At 45.3% G+C, this 21,275-nt stretch carries 17 protein-coding genes; 1 reads left to right on the forward strand and 16 read right to left on the reverse strand.

Annotated elements, in window-relative coordinates; all coding sequences use genetic code 11:
- Nucleotides 1-79: 79 nt before the first annotated feature.
- The 5 genes from ACXX53_RS02275 to ACXX53_RS02295 form a co-directional block, all read right to left on the reverse strand.
- Complete coding sequence (locus ACXX53_RS02275) at nucleotides 80-1,003, reverse strand: AraC family transcriptional regulator (RefSeq protein ID WP_458566972.1); 924 nt, start codon at nucleotides 1,001-1,003, stop codon at nucleotides 80-82.
- A gap of 255 nt (nucleotides 1,004-1,258) precedes the next feature.
- Entirely contained in the window at nucleotides 1,259-3,787 is a 2,529-nt protein-coding gene (locus tag ACXX53_RS02280) for an S-layer homology domain-containing protein (RefSeq protein ID WP_458566973.1), read from the reverse strand.
- 218 nt (nucleotides 3,788-4,005) lie between these two features.
- On the reverse strand, nucleotides 4,006-4,407 hold the full coding sequence (gene gerQ, locus ACXX53_RS02285; RefSeq protein ID WP_458567658.1) for a spore coat protein GerQ: 402 nt from the start codon (nucleotides 4,405-4,407) through the stop codon (nucleotides 4,006-4,008).
- A gap of 317 nt (nucleotides 4,408-4,724) precedes the next feature.
- Nucleotides 4,725-5,153, reverse strand: coding sequence for a cell wall hydrolase (locus ACXX53_RS02290; protein WP_458566974.1), 429 nt, complete (start codon nucleotides 5,151-5,153; stop codon nucleotides 4,725-4,727).
- A 199-nt stretch (nucleotides 5,154-5,352) separates the two neighbouring features.
- Nucleotides 5,353-6,597: a hypothetical protein gene (locus ACXX53_RS02295; RefSeq protein WP_458566975.1), complete on the reverse strand. Its 1,245-nt coding sequence runs from the start codon at nucleotides 6,595-6,597 to the stop codon at nucleotides 5,353-5,355.
- Between the two features lie 209 nt (nucleotides 6,598-6,806).
- Here ACXX53_RS02295 and ACXX53_RS02300 point away from each other — a divergent pair, with 209 nt between their 5' ends.
- Nucleotides 6,807-7,622 carry a DUF368 domain-containing protein gene (locus ACXX53_RS02300; RefSeq protein ID WP_458566976.1) on the forward strand — a complete coding sequence of 272 codons (816 nt, stop codon included), beginning with the start codon at nucleotides 6,807-6,809 and terminating at the stop codon, nucleotides 7,620-7,622.
- A gap of 79 nt (nucleotides 7,623-7,701) precedes the next feature.
- Here the strand turns inward: ACXX53_RS02300 and ACXX53_RS02305 are convergent, their stop codons facing one another.
- The 11 genes from ACXX53_RS02305 to ACXX53_RS02355 all read right to left on the reverse strand — a co-directional run bounded on the left by ACXX53_RS02305 (nucleotide 7,702) and on the right by ACXX53_RS02355 (nucleotide 21,266).
- On the reverse strand, nucleotides 7,702-9,063 hold the full coding sequence (locus tag ACXX53_RS02305) for an FAD-dependent oxidoreductase (RefSeq protein WP_458566977.1): 1,362 nt from the start codon (nucleotides 9,061-9,063) through the stop codon (nucleotides 7,702-7,704).
- A 79-nt stretch (nucleotides 9,064-9,142) separates the two neighbouring features.
- The gene (locus tag ACXX53_RS02310; RefSeq protein WP_458566978.1) at nucleotides 9,143-10,810 is read right to left on the reverse strand and encodes a helix-turn-helix domain-containing protein; all 1,668 of its coding nucleotides are present in this window, start codon (nucleotides 10,808-10,810) and stop codon (nucleotides 9,143-9,145) included.
- A 9-nt stretch (nucleotides 10,811-10,819) separates the two neighbouring features.
- Nucleotides 10,820-11,455 carry a hypothetical protein gene (locus ACXX53_RS02315; RefSeq protein ID WP_458566979.1) on the reverse strand — a complete coding sequence of 212 codons (636 nt, stop codon included), beginning with the start codon at nucleotides 11,453-11,455 and terminating at the stop codon, nucleotides 10,820-10,822.
- 84 nt (nucleotides 11,456-11,539) lie between these two features.
- Complete coding sequence (locus tag ACXX53_RS02320; RefSeq protein WP_458566980.1) at nucleotides 11,540-13,081, reverse strand: extracellular solute-binding protein; 1,542 nt, start codon at nucleotides 13,079-13,081, stop codon at nucleotides 11,540-11,542.
- 55 nt (nucleotides 13,082-13,136) lie between these two features.
- Nucleotides 13,137-14,015: a carbohydrate ABC transporter permease gene (locus ACXX53_RS02325; protein ID WP_458566981.1), complete on the reverse strand. Its 879-nt coding sequence runs from the start codon at nucleotides 14,013-14,015 to the stop codon at nucleotides 13,137-13,139.
- Nucleotides 14,015-14,962 carry an ABC transporter permease gene (locus ACXX53_RS02330; protein ID WP_458566982.1) on the reverse strand — a complete coding sequence of 316 codons (948 nt, stop codon included), beginning with the start codon at nucleotides 14,960-14,962 and terminating at the stop codon, nucleotides 14,015-14,017. Before ACXX53_RS02330 ends, ACXX53_RS02325 begins: the two co-directional genes overlap by 1 nt.
- Nucleotides 14,963-15,034: 72 nt before the next feature.
- Complete coding sequence (locus ACXX53_RS02335; RefSeq protein ID WP_458566983.1) at nucleotides 15,035-16,957, reverse strand: hypothetical protein; 1,923 nt, start codon at nucleotides 16,955-16,957, stop codon at nucleotides 15,035-15,037.
- 408 nt (nucleotides 16,958-17,365) lie between these two features.
- Entirely contained in the window at nucleotides 17,366-18,046 is a 681-nt protein-coding gene (pgmB, locus tag ACXX53_RS02340) for a beta-phosphoglucomutase (RefSeq protein WP_458566984.1), read from the reverse strand.
- Nucleotides 18,047-18,132: 86 nt separating this feature from the next.
- Nucleotides 18,133-18,975 (reverse strand): carbohydrate ABC transporter permease, encoded by an 843-nt coding sequence (locus tag ACXX53_RS02345; RefSeq protein ID WP_458566985.1) that lies wholly within the window; start codon nucleotides 18,973-18,975, stop codon nucleotides 18,133-18,135.
- Nucleotides 18,976-18,988: 13 nt separating this feature from the next.
- On the reverse strand, nucleotides 18,989-19,888 hold the full coding sequence (locus ACXX53_RS02350) for a carbohydrate ABC transporter permease (protein WP_458566986.1): 900 nt from the start codon (nucleotides 19,886-19,888) through the stop codon (nucleotides 18,989-18,991).
- A gap of 61 nt (nucleotides 19,889-19,949) precedes the next feature.
- Entirely contained in the window at nucleotides 19,950-21,266 is a 1,317-nt protein-coding gene (locus ACXX53_RS02355; RefSeq protein ID WP_458566987.1) for an ABC transporter substrate-binding protein, read from the reverse strand.
- Nucleotides 21,267-21,275 lie beyond the last annotated feature (9 nt).

Genomic DNA, 21,275 nt, shown 5'->3' on the forward strand with positions numbered 1-21,275 from the left:
ACCTCCTAATGAAGTAGGGTTATAAGCTATTCCATATGATAATAGTATATGTTCTCAAATAATTGGAAGCAAATATGCTTTACATCAATACCGACTGCTTCTCACATGCTCGGAATTGTTCCTGATACTCGCTCGGAGTAACTCCTACCGACTTCTTAAACGCTTTGCTGAACGAATGAATGGATTGATAATGCAACGTTTCCGCTATCTTGGTTATGCTCAGTTGACCAGCTTCCAGCAGCTTCTTAGCTTGAAGTGTTCGTTTGCGTGCCCAATACGTTTGCAGTGTCTCTCCCATCTCTTCCCGAAATACATGCGACAGATGCGAGTAGCTGTACCCCAGAATCTCAGACATATGCTTGAGTTCCTTGGTCTTCAAGTTATGGTCATCCATATATCGAATCATTTGGTAGATCAGTTCTTTCTTCGAATCTATAGATGGAGATATATCCGTCCCCTGTTGATCCGGCAATGATTGCTCCGCGCGACAGATACGGATAATAATCTGACGCAGCAAGCTTTCCGCCATAGCGGGCGCGAACAAGTCTTCATTTGCCAGCTCCTTTAACAATTCAACTAACTGATCGTATAGCATTCCCGTATCTTTCCCTTGCAGGGGGCGCTCAACACTCGAGTGCATGCTGTCTACAATCTCCATTTCGATCGGGCTCATCCATTTATCTTGTATGTAAAGTGTAAGGATTCGCATCGGAGAGAAGGTGTTGCTGTTGATCAATCTCCACTTCGATGGAGCATCCACCAGAATATACTCCTGTTCATTCACAACCCATTCTTCATCTCCAACGGACAGTACACCCGCTCCAGAAACCATGTAGATCAATAGATATTCACTTTTCTTCAACGGATGACCTTTCATTTCATCAATTAAGCAAACATCCATCGCTTGATTCAGGATCATATGACCCAGCTTCAGCGGACGTTCCAAGTAGCTGTACTCGAACACAACTTGTTTATTGCGAAGATCAGATATGAAATCATCCATCCTATCCCTCCTTTGGTTTTTACTGTTATTTTGTTCGACGCTGCTTAGACCGAAAAGGTTTCTGTCTAGCTGCAATTTTAGGAAATAATTCATACAAATGTCCTGTTTCGACAGCATCTTCTGTTCGATTGCGTCGAATATTCAGTTAATTATTCTTATTCGATATCTCGATAAATCGGTACTAAAGGCCCGCAACTTTTATAAACACAAAAAATCCGGAAAAGACATTCGTCTCTTCCGGATTTTGCTTGATCATTAATTGAATACGTCTTTGAACAGGTTGTAGATCATCATTGCACTCTCTGCTCGAGTTGCAGTAGCCTTCGGCTCAAACTTACCGTTTGGATTGCCTTGAACCCAGCCTTTGCCTGCCGCGATGCTTACTGCTTCTTGAGCCCAACTGCTTATCGCATTAGCGTCTTTGAACTTCTGCTTCAGATTAGCTTGCGTACCATCAGCCTTTGCTCCAGAAGCTCTCACGAGCATCACGAGCATCTCCTCACGAGTAATTTGTGCGTTAGGTGCGAAGGTGTCCGCCGATATGCCTCTCGTTACATCAGCCGCATAAACTGCTGCTACTGCTTCTGCATACCAAGCGTTCTCGCTGACATCCTTGAACTTCGTCTTCACATTATCTGGCGCCTTCAACTCGAATGCTCTTGCCACGATAGCCGCGAATTCTGCGCGGGTGATCAAGCCATTCGGGCGATACTGTGTATCGTTAACGCCATTGACAATGTGCTTAGCAGTTAATGTACGAATCGCCATCGAAGCCCAGTGGCTGGATGGGACATCTGTGAATGACTTATTAAATTCATTTATTGCATATTCACCATTGCTCTGAAGGTTTGCTGTCAGCATATTGCCGCTGCGCTTACCGCCAACAAATGTGTCTGCCTTGTCCTTAACGATTGAATAGATTCCGAGGAATCGAGCATCTTTGCCTGTTGAAATCGGCATCAGCAGCTGAACCTGCTTCGAGTAATCCTTATAAGCATGTACTTTGCCGTTCTTCTCGATAACCGCCAGCTCTACCAGTACTACTCCGTTAGTCGTCGGCTTCAACGTAATTGAGAAATAATCGACTTTATCGGCCTTAAGCTCCAATTTATCCAGCATATCTTTAAGCATGCTTGCAGGAATTCTTAAAGTTGCTTCATCTCTCACAACTTCCAGTATTCCATCCGCCAACCACTCGATAGCACCAACAGGTACCAGCAATTCATGCTTGCCTTTCTCGAATGTAATGCTGGCTACACCATTCTTAAGCTGAAGCTGTTCTTTGGTTGCTTTCTGCTTGGCGCTATTGTCCACTGGAGGGAACCAGCCTCCACCGCCGCCAGTGTTTCCACCTTGAACGGTCAGTTCAAATGTCGCTTTGGTATCATCATATACAGCTTGAATTACTGTAGTACCATTAGAGGCACCAGTTACCTTGAGTCCGTCTATTTTGACGATATAAGAAGGATTTGCTGTTAATGTAACGCCTTCCTTGATCTCTAACGTCTTCAGATCTCCGCCAATCCAATAATCGGCGTATACTGCCGCATAAACGGATTCTTGAACGGAAATCGTAGTCTTAGGAAGCTTTATTTGTAAAGATTCAATGAGGTTTTCCGTGCTGTTGCTGACCCTAACCTTCAGCTTCGCTTGCTTCTCACCGTAAGTTGCCGTAACTACAGTGACGCCTTCTTTTACTGCCTTAACTTGGCTGCCGTCAATTTCAACGATGTTCTGAGGAGATGCTTCCAGTTTAACGAAGGAAGAGATGTCCTGCAGAACTGGACCGTATACAGCTTGCGTTACGACAGTGTGCTGTTCTCCTTCTTTAAGCCGCACATTTTCCTTATCCAGTTGGATGCCTGTAAAGGCATGAACCGTGACTGCTGGAACTTCAACTGCTTGACCTGAACCAAGTCCCTTGGCATAAGAAGAGACTTTGTATTTATGCTCTCCGACAGCAGGCGCATTAATGAGCAGTGATACTTCCTCATCTGCCTTCCCTTCGCCTTCCGCAACAATCGCTCCGTTCTCAGTTACTTCAATGACTGCATCCTGATCAGCTTTAACTTTAAGCTCGAAGTTAGAACCAGCAGCAAGATCTGCTGCTTTAACAGGATACACGACTTCTGTAACTGGGAGATCTGCTGGATCAACGTCAGTGGATACGGCTACATCATCAATATAGAATGATGCTGTATCTTCAACTGCGCTTGAGAAAAGTATTCTCATCGATTGCGCACCAGCTGGCGCGGTATTCTCGAGCTCAACTTTTTTCCAGTCATTTGAAGGACCGTCCACCACTGTGCTCAGCGTTTGATCATTAACAGAGATGACATCTCCATTGTTATCAAGGTATTGAACTTCGAATGCTATCTTATTGCTATTCTGTGGCTGCTCTGCATTCGTTGTTGATGTAGGATTAAAAGCATAGAAGTTAGCGCTTGTTACATATTTTCTTCCCGGCAGTACGTCGATCTTATCGGATTGCAGGGAAGCGTTAGCTGTAGTGCTTGTGTCTTTCAAATGTAAGCTCATGCTGCCTGATTTAAATTTCTCGGATGATACCGTCAGTGATGATTGCTCATCTTCTTTACTTGTCACTTCCCAGCCAGGAATCTTCTCACTGGCCTTCTCCTCAAATCCGCTGTTGCGAACCTTCAAGAGCGAATCCACTTTCGCCTGCTGCTCTTCTGCGAAGACAGGTTGCACGCCCCCGAGTCCCAGCACATTCATGCTAATCATGGCTACGGCTAGTGTCGCAGACAATCTTCGTTTAAACAATGATGAACTCTCCTCTCATTTGCTAAATGTAGTTAAGCTGATTCAACCTAGACATCAGCTCTCCCCTTATTGTATTGGAACTTTTTTCATATGTATTTGTCTTTCGTAACAGTCGATGTTGTTCAAAGTAGCAGTGATTGCGTTAGCCAACCTCTGCACACAGCAAAACAAGCCGAACCATTCGGTTGCGGCTTGCAGCTGGGAAAGCATACAGATTATTAAGACTGTTCGCTGATTCGAGTTGGAGGATTGCCGATAACACCAGGATATTGGTATGTGAGCGGTTCATCAAACGTGATGTAGTCAAGATTGATCATCAGCAGCAATATGCGTTGACCTGTTACAGGATCGCTAATAATGATATGATCGCGGCCAGCAGCTTCAAGCACGCCTTTGAATATTTTGGCATTCCATTGCGAGTTATTCTCATAGGTCATGTAGAAAGTGCCTACTTTGCCAAGGTTCAGACGCAAAATGTTTTCAACATATGACTGCTCATAGCCAGGTCCCGGAACAACGGTGCCGCCTGGCATGACGTAATCACCGCTGCTTACTTGCGGAGGCATAGATCCTGTCTGTGACTGCATGTGCATATGTGGATGCATCGGCATTTGCATCATTGGTTGCATCGACATTGGCATCTGTTGTTGCATTGGCATTTGCATCATTGGTTGCATCGGCACTGGCATCTGTGAACCCATCATTCCTTGAGGAACCATACCTCTTTGCTGTGTAAACATTGGCATACTGCTACCTCCCACTCTATTGCTGCAACCGCAATTTTTTGGATGTACTCCCACGAATCCGCCGCTTGCCTGCTGCGCCGGAAAATTGTAGGTCGTGTAAGACATTGTTGCTCTCTCCTCTCAGCACTCTGCTGTCTCTTGTTATTGGTCACACCTTATTAACACAATGCCGCATGTTAGGAAACATGCAATTAAAAACTATAAACTCGCGGGCAATCATCACCAGATGGAGCAAAGAAGCAGTGTGCTTTGAAACGTCCTGTATTTTCTTGATCGTACCAAGTTGGCGGACAGTCACCGACTGGTCGAAAAAACCATAATGCATTATTAGCAGGCCATGTGCGCTCGCCATTGATCGCTCTAGTCGCAAGTCGAATTTCCCTGTCTCTGGCACTTTGATAAAAATAGCTTTTCTGAACTGCTTCAAATCCTCCCGGATTCTGATATACCATATCCGGAATGCTGCGTATACCTATGAAGTCCAAACAATCGCCTAAGACACGATTAACGCCAACATTGCCTACCATCAGCATCCCCATCTCGCCTTCGCCTTCAGCCTCTGCACGCATGAGACGCGCCAACAATTTGGTGTCTTCCGAATTTGTTTTAATTACTGCCATGCCGCTCATTCCCCCCCTTTCACACGATATCAGTATATGTGTGTATGCCTATTTGGTTACAGGAACTTCCTACAGCATGGAGCAGCTAGTGTTCAAGATACTGTTGTTCATCATGCAAGCGTCCCACAATGAATAAGGCGGATTGCTGGAATGTGACATCCATGCAACCCGCCTTTATTGGCAGTTCTTTGACTATGTGTTATTCGTTATGCGTTTGAGCTGTGATGCTTTGTACTTGTCCGGAGGACTGGTATTGATTTGGAACAACATTTTGATGCGCGCCTTGGGTCTGTGAAGTTACACTTTGGACTTGTCCAGCTGGCTGATAGTTCGAATAAGCTCCAAGTTGATAGCCGCCAAAGGACTGATTGGCTGCATTCGAATAGTTATTAGCTGCCGCATTCATATAGCTGTTGTTCGCTGCGCTTGTATAGCTGCCGCTTGCTGTGTTCGCGAGGCTGCTGTTAGCAGCATTCGTGTAGCTACTGTTTGCTGCATTCGTGTAGCCACTGTTAGCTGCATTCATGTAGTTGCTGGTTGCTGCGTTCGTGTAGCTGTTGTTACCAGCGTTCGCGTAGTTGCTGTTTGTTGCGTTTGAATAGCTGTTGTTTGCCGCATTGGTGTAGCCGCCATAGGATTGAGCTGTCACGCTTGGCACGTACCCTGCCGATTGATAGCCGCTTGTCGCTGCATTTGTATAGTCAGCAGCTGCCGCATTCGTATAGCTGTTGTTCGCCGCGCTTGTGTAGCTGCTGCCCGCTGTGTTCGCGTAGCCGCCGTAAGCCGCATTCGAGTAGTTGTTGCTTGCCGCATTCTGATAGCCGCCATAGGTTTGCGCTGTCATGCTTGGTACCTGACCAGTTGCTTGATAACTGTTAGGCACTACATTCTGGTGTGCCCCATGAGTTTGCGCTGTCACACTTTGTACTTGTCCAGATGCTTGAAAGCTGTTAGGCACTACGTTCTGATGTGCTCCGTGCGTTTGAGCTGTCACGCTCTGTACTTGTCCAGATGCTTGAAAGCTGTTAGGCACTACATTCTGGTGTGCTCCATGGGTTTGAGCAGTAATGCTCTGTACTTGTCCAGATGCTTGAAAGCTGTTAGGCACTACATTCTGATGCGCACCATGAGTTTGAGCTGTGATGCTCTGTACTTGTCCTGCTGGATTAAATGAAGAATTCGCATAACCTTGAGCTGACATATTAGAAGCCTCGCTCGCAATACCACCGCTCAAGCTATGGCTTCCATATCCTGCAGATGCCATATTGCCGCCTGCATAGCCTCCTGCATAATTGGAAGTACCCATACCAGCTTGATTATAGAACCCTTGATTGCTCTGCGCTCCAGCATTATTGCCGCTATATGTACTAGCTACAATCCCGCCAGATAAACCTGCACCAAAGGCTGAAGCGCTACCTTGCTGCATGTTCTGTCCCTGAGACATTGTTATTCCTCCTTCAATGTGATAACACAGCCGAACCATAGCTCAGCTCTCGAAGTTAGTATGCATAATTGCTTGGGATATTTATGCACCATTCATTTCATTTACCACATTGAAAATGCCTTGTAAGGTTAGATATATACTTGGAAATCCCGAACATACAGTGTACAATCGATGTGAACAATTGATCGCGCAGCAAAGGAGATTCATGCATGTTTGAATGGAGCAACATATGGCGCGGGATGCTGATCGGTACGAGCGATCTGATTCCAGGCGTCAGCGGCGGTACAATTGCCGTCATACTAGGCTTCTATGATCGGCTGATCGCAGCGATAAGCGGCTTCTTCAGCAAGGATTGGAAGAAGCATATTGGGTTTCTACTTCCGCTTGGAATCGGAGTAGGCATTGCACTCGTACTATTAAGTAAAGTCATGAAATGGCTGCTCGAATACCATCCCCAGCCGACTTTCTTTTTCTTTATGGGACTTATACTCGGAATCATTCCGTTTCTGGTTCGAGCAGCGGACGTGAAGACCAACTTCCGTGCGGGACATGTTGGAATACTTATCGTTGCAGCTGTACTCGTCGCCCTAACTGGAGTATTTCGCCCTGATGAAGTGATGTCACAGACCATACCTCTAACATTGACCAGCGGAATCGGCTTATTCTTCGCTGGATGGCTTGCCAGTATGGCTATGCTGCTTCCAGGCATCAGCGGTTCGTTCGTATTACTGCTGTTGGGCGTATATCCAACTGCTATCGAGGCGTTATCAACGCTTAACATTCCGTTAATTATGGTGATTGGCGCTGGAGTCATCGTTGGCTTCGTCGTCAGCAGCAAGCTGATTAAGATGCTTCTCTCTCGGTGCCCTCATGTTATGTACGCCATTATCATCGGGATGGTGATTGGCTCTCTGTACGTCATCTTTCCAGGGATCCCGACGGAAATAGGAACGATTGTCCTCAGTGTGCTAACCCTGCTGCTTGGTCTAGGCAGCGCTCTGTATCTTGGAAAGCACGAATCCTAGACAACGCCAACCAACCTCTCGAGATCATCTGTCTCGAGAGGCTATTTGGGGTTCGCCTAAGGATAAACTACAATCAATCTCAAATCTCCAAATATGCACCTTGCTCCTTCAGTATCGTTTGCACTCGCTTGATATCTACATCCTGCACATCAACAGCATCTTTGACTGCGAGCGCTGCAGCAACCCCTCCGGCTTGACCTATGGCTCCCGTAGTCGGTGTGGTTCTCATCGCCGCCTGCGCCTCGAACGTCGCTGAGATGCATCTTCCGATCACAATCAGATTCTTCACGGTCTTCGTGATCATGCAGGAATAAGGAATGCTGTACATGCCGCCCCATTCCAGCTTCTGATACTTCGTTCCTTCTCCGTCAGGACTGTGTATATCAACCGGATAGCCGGAATGCGCAATCGTATCTTCAAACAGTCGCTGCCCAAGCAGATCCTCCACCGTAAGGGTATACATGCCGACGATTTGTCTGGAACTGCGCACGCCGATCGACGGACCTGTTGATTCTACGACAGCATGCTCAAAGCCCGGAATATACTTGCGAACGAAATATTCCAGCTCCCGGCACTGCCTGCGTCCTTCTATCTCCGCTCGGCTCAAGCTGAACGCATCTGTTGCATCATGACCGATGATCCGAGTCGTATTCAAGATCACTTCTCCTGCATTGTTGGTCTCGAAGAACAAAATGTTCTCCCTCGGGATCGATATCTCGCCTCTAGCCTTTGCCTTTTTGAACAGGCTGTCAAACCCTGCAATGGAAAGGCGAGGAGCTTTCTCAATTATTGATGTATCCCCTTTATAGTTCGGGAAGTCTTCCGGATGGGCATGAACGTAAGCCTTTACTCTCGGGATGTCCACATTATACATCTTCATCTTCAGCGTCAGTGGCTGCATAGCGCCATCCGATTCTCTGCCTTTCGTATACGCTGCTCCAGCACCGACAGACAGATCTCCGTCCCCGCTGCCGTCTATGAATACAGACGCTTCTATCTCGCTTAATCCGGACTTGTTGCATAGGGTTATGCTAATAATCCGTCCGTTCTCAGTCTGAACGCCGGTCAGCATTGTATGATAGAGAATATCTGCTCCCGCTTCCGTCACCATCAATTCTAGTTCATGCTTCATCGCTTCCGCGTCGAACGGGGTTACTGAATACGTAAAGCCTACGGTGTCGAAGATATGACCAGGAGACTTGTTCAGCTTCTTCAGCCGCTCGATCAACTGATCAGTGAAGCCCTTAATCACATGCTTCTCCCCTGCGTGAAAGGTCATCATGGGTCCTACTCCGTTTGCAGTAAGAGTGCCCCCTAAGAATCCATGCGACTCTACGATCAGCGTCTTTGCGCCTACCGCCGATGCTGCGATGGCGGCCATTGCACCTGAGATTCCGCCTCCCACTATCACAACGTCATACCTTTTATTAACGTTATTCATATCACTCTCACCTTTCGAATTCATCGATAAGCATTTGTAATATTCATAGCTGTAAATAAGTACTCTATCAGGCTTATTCCTACTCTATAACGTTGTTGACTCTGCATTTGGCCCGATAATCACCAGGCGTTAAGCCATGAGCCTTCTTGAACGTTCGGATAAAGTTCTGGGAGTTGTGATAACGAAGATGCTCGGCGATCTCAAAGATCTTCATGTCTGTGTCCTGCAGCAGCTCCTTCGCTTTATTCATTCGAAATAAGATGAGATAATCACTGAACGTAATACCCAGCTCCTCTTTAAACATTTGACTAAAGTGAGATGGCGGAATCTCAGCTATCTCTGCAAGCATAGGCTGGGAAAGATCCTCGTCATAGTGTTCGGAAATATAATGGAGTACGAGCTCCATCGTCTTATAGCTATGCTCCGTTCGCATCGATTGTATATGACCAGCTATAATTACAAACACATGCTGGTAGACCCAGTGCTGAATATGCTCCATCGTTTTCATTTCTCCTAGCTTGCCATACATATTGTAGTTAAAGAGTGCTGCTGCTTCTTCAGGTGCAAAGTTGTAGAACTCTCTTACGGCGTAGGAGATTAGCTGCGTGTACATCATTAATACTTGCGCAGCATGAAGATTCGGCGCTTCTCGAAGCTTGTTCGAAAACTGCTCCAGCAGCAGGCTTACTTCTTCTAAGTTACCTACCTTCATCTGCATCATGATCTGCTGCTCAATCTCATAGGGATACTCGTAGGTTCGATGTTCTTGCAAAGGCTCTACCTGATCCACGTAAATAACATGCCCAACGCCAATCACCAAGCGATATTGAAGCGCATTCCGCGCCTCCACAAACGACTTGCGTATATCGGTCCGTTCATAGCATCGGCCAATTCCAATAGTAGATTCTAGCTTCAATGCATGAGCAATGGCTTCCGAGATGTTCTCCCCATATTGAAACGCCGTATTCATCCTTGCTTGAGAAGTTGCGTCTCCATGGTTCATGATGATCACGAACTGATTAGGACCTATCTTGGTCAGTATGCCCGGCGATTCCTTCGGAATTATTTCTTCACATATATTAGTTGCTGCATAGACTAGCAGTTGAATATCTCGTTCACTTAGCTGCTCGTGGACATTAAGCTCAACACAGAAGGCCGTGTAATAGGGACTTATCTGCGGCAGATCAAAGTACTCAAACTGCTGCTCGATATCTTTCTTCCTTACGTGCTCTAGCAGCATCGTTTGGATAAAACCAGAAGCCAGAATAGGCTTCGATCGCTCCACCTGATTGTGCAAGGAGGTGTTGATCTCTTGAAGGGTATCCATATACGAATTAATAAACCCGATTTCATCCTTCTTGCCTGCAGACTCAGGCAACTGAGATTTACCGCGAATTCGATTAACAATCGAATTAATTCCATAATAGAAATTCCGAGATAAAAGTAAAGCAGCTACTAAGCAAATGACGATTAAGATAAAGCAAGCGATAAAGGTTATCTTCTTGATCTGATTAAAGTGCGGCAGCAATTCGGTCGTTGGTACGACGGACAAATAAGTCCACTGATTCAAAGGCGACTTCCAATAGCTGACTAGCATTTTTTTCTGATCCATATATTCATAAAAAGAGCTTTCAAACTGATGATGATTCAACACCTCAGAGACAAGCGGGTATTGAGATAGGTCATCTTGAAGTAAATCACGATTCCAATCTGAAAATACAGTGCCTGATGGAGTAACGATGAGCATTTCGCTTTGTCAATCACTATCCATCTTATTGTAAACTTCAAAAAAAGCACGGTCCTTTAACCGAACAATAATATAGCCTAAAGGCTTCTCTGCCGATATGGGTACAGCACGCACATATGTAATATTTTTGGCTTTACGGCGATGACTAGGGTGTTCATTGAGATCATCCACCCAAAAGTACAGCTCCTTATTCTGTTGAATCTTCTCATACAATAGCGGGTCCAAATATTGCTTAGCAGGACGGGGTCCTCCTTCGTAAAGAACGATCTGATCGGTTTTCGTTAGATACAAGGTGGCGGACTCTACATTATCTACTAGCACTTCAATTGTGCTCAATAAGGATTTCATTTCACGATATGTGACGTGATCACCCGTTACATTATCAGAAGTAAGAAACTTATCTAATGAGGTCGTGAATAGATGCTGAATAATATTTTTATTTAACGTAATAAGCTTATCATCAATACGCTGTTGAACCTGCTTTAATGTTTCGATCTTAGCTCGACCCAACTCCTGCTGCAGACTAGATGAAGTGATTGTGTAGGAGACCACACTAAAGATCAGAATCGGTATGATGGCAATTAAGCAGGTGCCTATTATAAATTTCAATCGCAATCTGCTAGTGAATGATAGCCACTTCAACATGTCACTCCCTCGTATACAGTGGGTGAAGATAAAATTAGGAAAAGAGGGAGAAGTCGGCTCCCTCTTTCCATTTATTGTCCTTTATTACTTATTCTTAGCATACCATTCATTTACTTCTTTTGTCATTTGTTCGCCGCCCTTGCTCTTCCATTCCGCTACAAAAGCATCAAACGAATCGATCGATTTTTCACCGGTTACGACTTTAATGGAGTACTCCATAGCAAACTTTTCGAGATCGGCCATTTTCTCTTGCATCGTCGGTGTTAAGACAGCAACCGCAGGATTCGTCACACCGAGCTTTTCGATCTTCTTCCACTCATCCAGTTGAGCTTGCGCGACTGCTTCAGGAGCACCTGGTGTCGTATAGTAAGGGTTGAATTTGTTGTGTGCGACGAGGTTGAGCACTCCGTCAGCCTTGTATTGATCTGTCAATACAGGGGCTCCATTCACCATATTATGGTGAACTCCTTCAACTCCTACACGTTTGAAATCAAGCGCATCCTGTGTTGCCTGCCAGTCCAGAACCTCCATAATCTTCTTCAGCTTCTCATCCGAAACCTTAGCGTTAATGACCCAGTGACCATAGAAGCCGTGGGATTGCATAACACCGTACTTGCCGGTTGGACCAACTGGCGGATCGATCATGATAATCTCTGCTTTAGGATTCAGCTTTTGAGCGTCAGCCACTTCTTGACCGTAGTTTGTAACGCCTGCGCCTATCATAATCCCCATCTTACCAGCAATAAACTTCTCATGAACTTGAGAATAATTCAATACAGGAAAATCCTTGTCAATAGCACCTTGCTTATACAGGTTGGCCAGCCAATTCAGCGAATCCTTGCGTCCTTGACTTACCAGCCAATTCTCTAGCGTGCCATCTTCCGAAGCTCTCCACATATTCCCCGCATCAAACGCCATCCACAGCTGATCCAGGAAGGTGAGCTGCTCACCAACTGCGATTCCAAATGTATCATCCTTTCCATTTTGATCAGGGTCCATCGTCGTGAATTTCACAGCAACATCAGCAAATTCCTCTACTGTCTTAGGAATTTCGAGGTTTAGTTGATCTAACCAATCTTTACGAATGAACACGGTGCTTGTTTGAAGGGGACGTGTTCTTGGGATGGAATACAACTTCTTATCTACCTTGACGTTATCAAATGTTTGCTGAGGTGTTTCCATAATGTTTGGATATTGAGTAACGACAGAATCCAGCTCTTTAAATGCGCCTAGACGAATGTATTTGAGAAGTTCTGGGTCAGGATATGTCGTCCATACCATAAGGTCTGGCAGCTCTCCTGAAGCAACGGTGAGTCGAGTCTTCTCCAAATAACCGCCTGATGGAATGGCAAGAAGATCCAACTCAACATCCAACTTGTCTTCCATCCACTTCCAAGCTTCACTCTTCTGCGGCGCATCGCCGTTAAGCGGATACATCATGCTAATCTTGAGCCTTTCCTTAGGCTTATTGTCTGTCTTATTGTCTGGCTTAGTTGTCTGCTCGGGCTTTGCTTCCGTTCCTTCACCTTTAGCATCCTTCGTGCTTTCCCCGCCGCATGCCGATAGTAGAGACAGCATGATAACTGCGACTAGCATGAACGCGAATTTCTTTCTGATTTGGTTCACGATTACCCCTCCTGTAATGAATGATCTATCAGAAAGGCAAATGTCCTAAAAACCATTAGCCTTTTACTGATCCAAGTAATACCCCTTTAGCAAAGTGCTTCTGTAAAAACGGATAGACGAATAGGATAGGTACGGTCGCTACGATAATGGCTGCCATTTTAATCGTCGTCGGCATAATTTCCAATGCTTCATTTGCAATTGCTGCTTGGAATTCTTCTGTTGAGCCTTGAATAATCATCTGTCTCAATATCACTTGAATCGGCCATAGCTTGGAATTGGTTACATACATAATAGATGAAAAGAACTGATTCCAGTGGCCTACAGCGTAAAATAGAGTGAATGTAGCCATCGCCGGCAACGATAACGGGAGAACGATGCGAAATAGAACCCCCATATTGGTACAGCCGTCCATCTTCGCGGATTCTTCCAGTTCTTCAGGAATCCCTTGAAAGAAGTTCTTCAATATAATTAAGTTGAACGCGCTAATGCCGCTTGGAATAATGACCGACCAAAAGGAATTAAGCAATCCAAGCCATTTCATGACGAGAAAGCTTGGAATCATCCCGCCTGAAAAAAGCATGGTGAACAATACGAGGAACAGCATCACTCGTCTGCCCTTTAATCGCTTCTTGGATAACGGATACGCCATAAGCACAGTTAACACGAGATTGGTAAGAGTGCCGACAGCCGTTAGTGATATCGTCATCCACAGTGCTCTAGTAAAGTGCGAGTTGTTTAGAATCAGCTTGTAGGAATCAAACGTAAATGTTTCTGGCCATAGAATGAGTCCACCTCGCATGACCTGCTCCAGCGGTGATAGCGAGACGGCTAGAATATACCAGAAAGGAAATAATGTGATTACCGCGCAAAATATAAGCACTACATAGTTCAAGCCATCAAAGGCGATCTCTCCACGGCTGCGAATCTTAATCATTAGTAAACTCCCTCCTCGCCAAACACTTTCGCTAGTTTATTAGCAAGTACGACGAGTATTAAGCCAATAACGGACTTGAATAGACCAATTGCAGTCGTATAGCTGTAGTTCCCTCCCACAAGTCCTTCTCGATAAACATAAGTTTCGAACACATCGCCTACACCATATGTTGTCGCGCTCAGCATAAGAAAGATCTGTTCAAATCCATTATCAAGCACGTGACCTAAGCGAAGAATGAGAAGAATGAGTATCGTACTGCGAATCGCCGGCAGCGTAATATGCCAGAGCTGCCTCCAGCGATTAGCACCATCCACTACTGCAGCTTCATACAACTGAGGGTCGACACCTGAAAGTGCCGCTAGAAAGATGATCGTTCCCCAGCCTGCTTCCTTCCATATGCTCTGCAGGATAATCAAGGGCCTGAACCACTCACTTGAGGTTAAGAAGTTCTGCGCTTGTCCGCCTATTTTCACAATGTATTCGTTTACAATTCCATCATGAGTAGACAGCAGCAAGTATGTCATCCCTGCAACGACCACCCATGAAATAAAGTGCGGCATATAAATAATCGATTGAACGATGTTTTTGAAATATTTTTTGCTTACTTCATTAAGCATTAATGCCAAAATGATCGGCACCGGGAAGAAGAAAGCTAAGTTAAGCATGCTAATAGCAAGGGAGTTGCAAAAAATCGACCAAAACCCATCATAATTCCAAAGTGTTATAAAATGCTTTAAGCCTACCCATTCACTTCTCCATATCCCTGCGAAAGGATTATAATCTTGAAACGAAATGACAATCCCCCAGATAGGCAGATAACGAAATAGCAGGAAGAAGATAATGCCTGGAATTAACATGAGATATAAATCTCCGTCGCTGAATACACCAAGACGTGATCGACGTCGCTTAGGCGATGGCGGAGTGATAATAGAAGTACCCTGCTGCATACGCTCGGCTCCTTTCTTAGAGGTATCTCGTGTACACTCATCATAAGAGCTGAACACGGGCTGGATATATAATCATTTAAAAAGATTATCTGGTAACGTGAGGCGAAACAGCTTGTTGCTTCTGTTAAAGTAGATGCGATGCTCCGCATCAATCGCGATATGGCCGACAATATCATCGGTGAAGGTGCGATGCTCCAGAGTATGAGGATCTAAGATGGTAATTCGCCGTGCTAACGTGGTGTACAACAGCCCGTTCTTGCCCCAGCGAACACAGATGGGCCGCCACTTGCTATAAGCATAAGCGGTAGGGTAGACAACCTTGCTCTTAACGACCTGATACGTTTCAGGATCTATTGCGAATAGGGTACCGTCATCAGCTCCCCAGATTAAGCCGTCCGGACCAAGCGACAATTCACCTATCATGAGCGGCTGTTGAACAGCATCGGGAATATGAGGAACAAACTCAGCTATCTTCCTCTTGTTCTCTACATCCCAAACAAATATTTTGGCTGGCCCCTCAACAGGAGGATTGCCAAGGCCTCCCCATACCGATGAGCTTCCGAACACATAACCATTCCAATAGGCTAGACCTAGTATGGATTGATTCTCTACCACCTGCGGAAACGTTTCCAGCGTTTCAGCTTCAGTGTCCCATACTGCAAGCGCACCACCGTGCCGTCCGTAATCAGGCACTGTCCCCGAGAATACATATCGGTCACCTGCAATCATTGTGAACGGTCGATCCTGTTTATGCTCAATCTGTCCTATCCAATCAGGATTGCTACCTTTGAACCAATCAAAATGCAGCTGCTTCTGTGGATCATATCTGTAGAGATGAGCATGCGTATAAGTGCCGAAGTATACCTGTCCGTCATGAAACGTCATGCCTTCTGTTTGCGGAAACAATCCGATCGTCCAATCTATCTTCTGTGACACTGGATCATATTTGGTCATCCCTCTATGATAGCCGCCTATGTATAGACAACCATCATCAGGACTTACCTCGAAGCATGTTAGCAGCAATGACTGAGGTTCAATTTTGAGCATACTACGCATGATACTCAGATCAGATAGACGAATAATGGCTTGCTCAGCGTTTACAGTAACGAGTGCGATATAATCTTCATTTTCATACTTTACCCATTCCAACGCCTTGCAGCGTCCAGTCGGCAGACCGCTATCGATGATCGTAACAGAGGTTCTGAGCTCCTTGTGCCAAGCGCAAAGTGTATCTCCAGCCTTATACAGTAAGAGCTTGGCGTCCTTCGGATGAGTAACCAACATCAGATTGTCGAAGTCAAACTGATCGATCAGCTCGTAGGTATCTAAGTCATAGACATACATATGGATGAAGTCTGATGCCACAAATAAGAAACGATCCACTATCCAGAGCCGGTCCAGAAAGCCAGATGTATGGGACAGCTTCTCAAGCATGATTTCCTCCTTCACTTGTGTGCGGAGGTTATATCGCATGAGGTACTTCGTACTTCCTGTGCTTAGATACAGCCAGTCTTCATCCCGAACGATGCCGCGAAGATAATCCTGTCCTTCTAATATCGTCCCGTAATCCTGATACTGCCCAGTTTGACGATCATAAGAAAACAACTTCGATTGGGGATAGGTTCCACCCCATATACATTGCTCATCAGGCACTAGATTGATCACCCATGGATTGGAAGGATTCTCGCCCAGCTGCTCTAGTTGTCCGGTAGTACGATAACGATATAATATCGAATCTATTGTGCCGCTGAAGTAAACCTCTCCTTCAGGAGTGCAGCAGATGCCCCATACACAATCTATTGGCGGCAGCGCTTGTGAAAACAGCAGCTTACCTGAAAATAACTCAAATTCATAAAAAACAGCAGGACTTCCATTGCTAATAAAGCAAATAGAGCTAGTTCCCTGTTCATGACGAATTGCTGCGCCTTGTCCAAAGCTAGCATGGACCATCGCTCCCAGATCCTCTACATACAATTCCTCAGTAATCACATTCATCAAGCCTCCTTATCTGTACTGCCCCCATTGTATGAGCCATGAGCTGTCACGGTAAATAATCAGTTAAGATGATTATCCAACACATAAATGAGCTTCCTGTAATAGAGCGGTTAGCTATCTACAAGGGCCGGGAGCGGACACAGGAGCCGTTATTTGACCCGAATAAGCCGTTTAGTGCTAGTTTTGAAGTAAATAGCGGCCCCTGTGTCCGTTCAAGGGCGGGTCATACGGCCTTACTGTCACCGTATGTGCTATCGGACAAAAAAACCGCTTACCCAGTCTCATCGACTAGGTAAGCGGCTTCTTATTGGTGTAGAAACAAACAACCTAAATAACTCAAAACAGCCCCTTAGGACCTTTAATCCTGAGAGGCTGTTTACTGGCCTTTATGTAACATCAATTCAACATTCACTTTGAAATAAATGACTCCTCTACATTCAACAAGAACGATAGCGTTAATGAAGCGGTTGTAGGCAGCACAATATCAGCACCCGAAGGCTTCAATACATGCTCTTCGCCAATTCCGACCGCAACCATGCGCGCAGCTTTAATCGCCTCTACTCCTGCTTGAGCATCCTCAATTCCAATGCATTGCTCAGGCCTAACGCCAACAGCTTCAGCCCCGCGAAGGAAAATATCTGGCGCTGGCTTGCCATGCTTAACCTCATCTGGATTGACGATGTAATCGAACATCTTGGTTAATTGCAAGGAGTTCAGGATCTGCGGCGCATTCTTGCTAGCGGATGCGACAACCGTGCGCACTCCTGCTTCCTTCAATTCAAGCAGCAGCTCCCGGATGCCCGGGTAAGTATCCTCAGGAGTTACCTGCTCCAGCAGCTTAATATACTCCTCATTTTTCTGAGTCGCCAATGTCAGCTTCTGTTCAGGAGTATATTGATGCTGGCATTGGCTATGACGCAGAATGCGCTCGAGCGACTCCATGCGGCTGACGCCCTTCAGCAGCTCATTGAACTGACGGTCGATCTCAATTCCAAGCTGATCTGCAAGCTGCTTCCATGCTATAAAATGATATTCCGCTGTATCTGTAATAACGCCATCTAGATCAAACAGTACGGCTCTAACATCCATACATAGTTCACTCCTTCCATCCAGCCGACAATCGTGCCGGATCCCAAGTCCAAGCCTACAACTTTTAAATGAGTCAATGAAACCTGCTATCCTTTCATCGCAGAAGAAATCGAGATCCCTTCAATAAAGTACTTCTGCGCTACGAAGAATACGATCAACACTGGCAGCATGATAAGAATAGTCGCGGCCATCAGCATGTTCCATTCAATGTTGTACATGCCCTTGAACATGGATAAGCCTAATGCGAGCGTATAGTTATCCGTCGAGTTCAGGTAAATCAACGGACCTTGGAAGTCATTCCATACCCCCATAAAGGTAAAGATCCCTACTGCGATTAACGGCGGCTTACTGAGCGGAAGCATGATCTTGGTGAAGATGCTCCAACGGTTCGCCCCATCCATGAATGCAGCTTCATCCAAATCCTTCGGAATGCCGCGCATAAACTGACGAATCAAGAAGATGTTAAATGCGCCGCCGCCGAAGAAGGCAGGTACGATCAATGGCAGGAACGAGTCCACCCAGCCAAATGATTTGAACAGCAAGAACATCGGAATCATCGTTACCTGACCTGGCAGCATCATCGTTGCCAATAGAACAAGGAACAGTCCCCGTTTTCCTCTAAATTTAAATCTGGCAAATCCGTACGCACATAACGCGGATGTGAACACCGTACCGATCAGCACCGGAATGAGAATAATAAGTGTATTACCTAAAAATTTGAAGAACGGTATGGCTGTAACGGCATCTTTATAGTTGCTCCATTGCCACACTTCTGGGAAGAAATTGTCGGCAAACACTTCAGCAGGCGTCTTCAGTGAGACTGAAAAAGTCCATAATAAAGGAACTAATATGATAGCAGTCCCGACGATTAAGATGAGAAACGCGATCATTTTAGCTATATTGTTTTTTAAATACAATTTGAAGTTCATGATCTATTCCCCCTCAGTCCCTATCATCGTCGCCATTGTAATAAACCCATGCGGATGAGCTCTTAATTACAAGCAGCGTGAATACTAATATGATTGCAAATAAGATCCATGATAGTGCAGAGGCATATCCCATCTCATAGCTTACGAACGCCTTATTATATAGGAACAAGTTATAAAACAAGGTTGAATTCAACGGTCCGCCATTCGTCATCACGAATGCTTGCGTGAAATATTGGAAACCACCGATTATCCCCATTATCAAGTTGAAGAATATCGTGGGAGATATCATAGGAACGGTCACACTTACAAAGCGGCGAATAACTCCTGCCCCATCCAGTTGTGATGCTTCATACAATTCTTCCGGAACTCCTTGCAGACCTGACAAATAAATAATGATTGTATTCCCTACTCCCCATAGACCCATAACGATAAGAGCACTCAGCGCATAATCCGGGTCCTGCAGCCAAGCCGGTCCTTGAATACCAATGAGTGCTAACGCACGATTCAATAACCCATATTCTGGATTCAAAATCATTAACCACATCATCGAAACCGCAACTGCCGGAATGACTGAAGGCATAAAGAATGCAAGTCGGAAAAATTTCATTCCTCTAGTTCGCATGTTCAACAGCATCGCAGCTAATAAAGAGGCGATCTGATACAAAGGAACTGACACTAATGCAAATACAAACGTAACCTTCAAGGATTGATAGAACAATTCATCATGAAATATATTTTTGAAGTTTTCCAAGCCTACAAATTCGATAGAATCTAGACCCGTTATTACATCCCACTGACTGAATGATAGAACTAGCGAGAAGATCATGGGTCCGATCGTGAAGATCAGCAACCCTAGAAACCAAGGCAGAATAAACCAATACCCAGTGCTTTCTGAACGAAGTTTGCTTTTCATAGCGACCTCCTTGAAGATAGAGGGTGAAGCTGAACCATCGCAGCTTCACCCCATGATTAGCTTACTTCTGTATTTTGCTGTCTATCGTTTTGGCTGCTTCGTTCAAAGCGTCTGCTACAGTCGCTTTATCAAGCAGAATCTTCTCCATAGCCTTATTGAATTCTTCAGTGAAGATTGGGCCGTAGCCAGACAACATCGTAACTGGCTTCTTAGCATAATCCATCATATCGATTACAGCTTTATCCGCAACTTCAGTCTTCTTCACTTCTTCCAGCTCATCAACTGTAGCTGGCAGAACGGTACCGCCTTCAGAACGAAGCTTCTGTGCTTCCTTACCGGACAACCATTTTACAAGCTCATAAGCTTCTTGTTTATGCTTGCTGTTAGCGTTAATCGCCCAGCTTGCGGAACAGATGATACCGTTGCGGCTTCCATCTTTACCCATAGGAATCATAGCTGTGCCATAGTCGATGTTGGAGCGATCCAGGTCGTATTTCACCCAACGGCCTGTTGTCATCATCGCGAGCTTATCCGTCATAAACATCGAGCTGTCTCCGCCCAATGTCTCCGCATCCTGAGGTGTCGGAGATACTTTATCCGCTCCCTTGGACATCGCTACATAGTCTTCAACCGCAGCAATTGTCTTCTCGCTGTTCATATAGCCTTCAGCTTTCGTGCCGTCCTCGTTTGAGATGTCTGCACCATTCGACCATAAGTAGGTGTATACGGCATATTCCCATTTGGCTGCGTTATAACCGAACTGCGTATATTTGCCGGAGTCATCCTTCTTCGTCAGCTTCTTCGCAGCATCATTCAGATCCGCCCAAGTCCAATTATCATTAGGATATTCCAATCCAGCTTCATCAAACAGCTTCTTGTTATACCATAAGGAGAGCGGATTAAAGTCTTTAGGCAGATAATACTGTTTGCCATTAATATTGCCCTGCTCTAATATTGCTGGATGAAAAATATCCGTTTTGAATTCTGGGTCATTAGCAAGATAATCATCCAGAGGCTCTACTACGCCTTTATCCACATATTTATAGTAGTCTCCTTCACCAATCAGAAACACATCTGGAGCATTGCCTGCAGCTAGAGAAGTCGTGAGCTTTGTCCCATAACCATCACCAGGAACCGGTTCGAACGTGACTTTAATGTTCGGATGCGCTTTGTTAAACTCTTCCGTTAATTTGGCCTCAGGATTATCTCCTCCAGGCTCGCCCCACACTGTGAATTTCAATTCAACAACTTCATCCTTCTTCTCAGGAGTCGTAGCAGCTGGGTCTCCTGCTTGTGTAGCATCGTCCTTACCACCACATGCCGATAATACAAACGTTGACATCATCGTTACCAATAACAAGACAGCTAATTTCTTCATTCTTAAAGA

Source organism: Paenibacillus marinisediminis (genome assembly GCF_054343325.1).